Source organism: Rhizobium sp. SEMIA 4085, from assembly GCF_013004495.1.
GTDB classification, from domain to species: Bacteria; Pseudomonadota; Alphaproteobacteria; order Rhizobiales; family Rhizobiaceae; genus Rhizobium; species Rhizobium gallicum.
In genome coordinates, this window is sequence record NZ_JABEPH010000491.1 from 1 (window position 1) to 3,463 (window position 3,463).

The following is a 3,463-nucleotide window of genomic DNA, read 5'->3' on the forward strand; positions in this document are numbered from 1 at the left end:
CGGTACGGATATTAATCGAAACGAGAGGCAGTGGAGGAAATGCTGAACTTTTCCAGAAGCCGGATCACTTCGGGTCGTGCTTCGGTCTTCGACATGGCCGAATGGCAAAGCAGTGCTTCGGAAATCTGGTCGCCGATCGTAAAGAGCGGGTTGAGGCTCGTCATCGGCTCCTGAAAGATCATCGAGACGTCATTGCCGCGCACCTGCCGCATGCCACTTTCCGGAAGCGCCAGCAGATTGCGGTCGCCAAGCATGATCTTGCCTTCGATCCGGCTCGTATCCGGCTGCAGTAGCCGCATGATCGACAGCGACGTGACGCTCTTGCCAGAACCCGACTCGCCGACAATTGCAACCGTTTCGCCCGGCGCCACGCGGAAGGAAACATCGCGGACGACAGGCTTCCACTCGCCCTCGACCAGAAACGACGTCGTGAGATTCTCGACGGAGAGAACGGCTTCTGCCTGCTGGATCGTCTGCACCTGAAAGCCTGCCATGTTTGGTTCCTCTTGGATGCCTGAAAGCCGGAAAGATCAATCCGGCCAACGCAACACAGCGTCGAACCGGTGCTTGCCGCGGATTTCGATAGGCGTTGCGATGATCTCGTTGGAGGCGTGCGCCTTGTCCAGTTCTTCGGCCAAACGGCTTGCAACGATCTTTTCCTGGCCTGGGTGCAGGTTGCAGGGGTCGAGATAGAAATACTGATGCTCGACCTCGTGGTCGCGGACGATGATCGGCGGCGTCCCGCGCGCCAGCGCGTCGGCCAAATCCCAGGCGGTGATATGGGCTTCCTCCGGTTTGAGGATGACGCGCAGGCGATCAAGCGGATTCTTGGTCGGATCGGGTTCGATCAGCGCGGTTACGCCGGGGCGGTCGTCCAACATCCGCTTCCAGAGATTGAGGTAGCCCGTTTCGCGCTCGCGAATGCCGGTGTGGTCACGCATTTCCCAAGCCTCCAGGGCGGCCATGGCGCCGAAAATGCTTTCCTTGCCGACCTTCATGCCGCGGCCAATGCCCATGTTCTGCAGGAAGGCGTTGCGTACCAGTTCCTTTTTGCCGGCGACGATGCCCGAGGTCGGACCGCCGAGGAATTTGTGACCGGAATAGAGCGCGATATCCGCGCCTTGCTCCAGGAAAACACGCAGGTCGTACTCCGACGCCGCATCGACGATGACCGGCACGCCCTTGGCGTGGGCGATCTCGACGAACTCCTTGAGGTTCAGAAGGCCATAGTCGACGACATGGTGCGACACGACGTAGACGGCCGCAGCCGTCCTTTCGGTGATTGCATTTTCCATGTGAAAACGATGGGTCGATGTCGCCTGACCGATCAGCACCGCCTTGGCCCCAGCAAGGCGGATCGCCTGATCGACGGGTGCGCCATAGCTCACAACGTGGCCCGTCTGCACCAGAACCTCGTTCTTTTCTGGCGTCACGTTCGGCAGTTTCTCGATCGCCAGCAGGTTGTTGCCGGTGATGGCACCTGCGACGGCCAGGGAAATGCCCGCGGAGCAGGATGCCGTCACGAAACCGGCTTCGGCACCCGTCAACCGGGCAATGACGGCACTGGCCTTGCGCTGCAGGTCGTTGATTTCGACAAATTGCGGCAGGATCGACGACATGGCCGCGATTGCCTCGGGGACGACGATCGATGCGCCGAGGCTGGTCATCGTGCCGGAAACGTTGATGACCGGACGAAGGCCGATCGACGCGCGAATGTCATCAGACATGTGTATCTCCAGATTGAATGTCGAGATGGCGAGTGTTGCAGCTTGTATCCTTAGCGGCTATCCCATAGTAATGTAATAGACTCATGCCCGCATACGAGGAGCGTGGAATTGGACGGCAAGACACCATCAGTAATTTACTCCGAAGACGAGCCGCCCATTGAAGAACCCGGGGGTAAGGGCGCACGTCGCTCGCGGGTAAGCGGTATCGACCGCGCGCTGCAGGTCATTGATCACCTTTACGAAACGGGCTCTCCGACGGGAGTCTATGCAATCGCCAAGGCTGTGAAGGCGCCGCTCTCGACCGTCTACGTCATCGTTGATGATCTGGTCGAAAAGAACATGTTGACGCGCAATGGCGACGGCACGATCTGGCTCGGTTCGCGGCTCTACCATTACGGTCTTGCCTATGCCCGCTCGCTCGATTTCATGAGCGTCGCGATGCATGAGATGCACGATCTTTGCCGTCAGGCGGGTGAAACCGTTCAGGTTTGCGGCCGCGACGGCGACTATATGCTCGTGCTTGCCATGGCTGACGGCCCGAGCCATTTCCAGGTCGCTTCGCGTGTCGGCACGCGCATTCCGCTGAACTGGACCGCATCGGGTCGCCTGCTTGTCGGCCACCTGCCGGAAGAGGAGCGCTTCGAACTTTTCAAGCGCTGCGCCAAATCTTCGCCGACCGGCCGTGCCGAAATGGACCCCGGCGTGCTTTCCGCCTCGGCGGGTGCGGCGTTTCAGTCTCGCCTGTCGATCCAGGCCGGCGAGTCCGACTATGCGGTCGCCTGCATCGCTTCGCCGATCTGCGACAGAGATGGCCAATGCGTCGCGACCATTTCCATTGTCCTTCCAGAACAGAAGGCCTTTTCCGACGAGAACCACTATACCGCGCACGTGCGAACATCGGCCGAACGCATCGAAAAGATCATGGGCTGGCGCAACCACTAGGCTTTCCCCTCTTCAATCACGCAAGGCGATGATCGCCTCGATTTCGACAGTGATGTTACCCGGCAGCGAGCCGAAGCCAACCGCCGAACGGGCATGGCTGCCGGTGTCTTTTCCAAAAACGTCGACGAAGAGATCCGAGCATCCGTTGATGACGCTTGGATGGTCTGCAAACTGCGGCACGGCGTTAACCATGCCGAGCAGCTTCACGACGCGCTTTACCCGGGAAAGATCGCCAAGCGCGTCATGCATGACGGCAAGAAGATTGATGCCGGTGAGACGCGCATGTCTATAGGCATCTTCGACGCCGATCTCAGCGCCGACCTTGCCAGAATATAGAAAGCCGTCGGCCTCGCGCGGCCCCTGACCGGAGAGGTAGAGAATATTACCTTCCAGCACATGCGTCACGAAATGGGCGATCGGCGGCGGCGCGGGCGGAAGCTCTATACCGAGCGCAGCAAGCCTTTCATAGGGTGAGCTTGCCGGCTTGGCGTTAGCTGGAGACGTGTTCACGCAAACTCCTGTCATGCGGATTTCTGTTCTGGCTCTTAGCGGTAGGAATAACCGTGGCTGTGACGCACGAGCCTGCGGGCACGCGGAATGTAACGGCTTGCGGCAATTGCCTCGCTGCCGATCACCGCATAGCGAGGCTCGAACAGCTTCATAAGAACGGAAACGTCGCCGTTGGAATCGGTGGCTTCGACATCGGAATCGACGAGATCGAAGACCGTGAAATCGGCGCGCTGTCCGACGGCAAGCCGGTTTTCCATCGAAAGCTTGATGACGGAGGCAGGCGC

Annotated in this window: 3 protein-coding genes and 2 pseudogenes; 1 reads left to right on the plus strand and 4 read right to left on the minus strand. The window is 59.6% G+C overall.

Annotation, left to right across the window (positions count from 1 at the left end):
• Positions 1–14: 14 nt before the first annotated feature.
• Positions 15–494, minus strand: a pseudogene (locus C9413_RS29710) (ATP-binding cassette domain-containing protein); the annotation flags it as partial.
• Positions 495–530: 36 nt separating this feature from the next.
• Positions 531–1,727, minus strand: coding sequence for an aminotransferase class V-fold PLP-dependent enzyme (locus C9413_RS29715; RefSeq protein ID WP_040115370.1), 1,197 nt, complete (start codon positions 1,725–1,727; stop codon positions 531–533).
• 102 nt (positions 1,728–1,829) lie between these two features.
• Here C9413_RS29715 and C9413_RS29720 point away from each other — a divergent pair, with 102 nt between their 5' ends.
• The gene (locus tag C9413_RS29720) at positions 1,830–2,669 is read left to right on the plus strand and encodes an IclR family transcriptional regulator (RefSeq protein ID WP_040115369.1); all 840 of its coding nucleotides are present in this window, start codon (positions 1,830–1,832) and stop codon (positions 2,667–2,669) included.
• Positions 2,670–2,681: 12 nt separating this feature from the next.
• Here the strand turns inward: C9413_RS29720 and C9413_RS29725 are convergent, their stop codons facing one another.
• A complete protein-coding gene (locus C9413_RS29725) occupies positions 2,682–3,194 on the minus strand; it encodes a RidA family protein (protein WP_082046710.1) in 513 nt (170 codons plus the stop codon).
• Between the two features lie 20 nt (positions 3,195–3,214).
• A pseudogene (locus tag C9413_RS29730) lies at positions 3,215–3,463 on the minus strand (amidohydrolase/deacetylase family metallohydrolase); the annotation flags it as partial.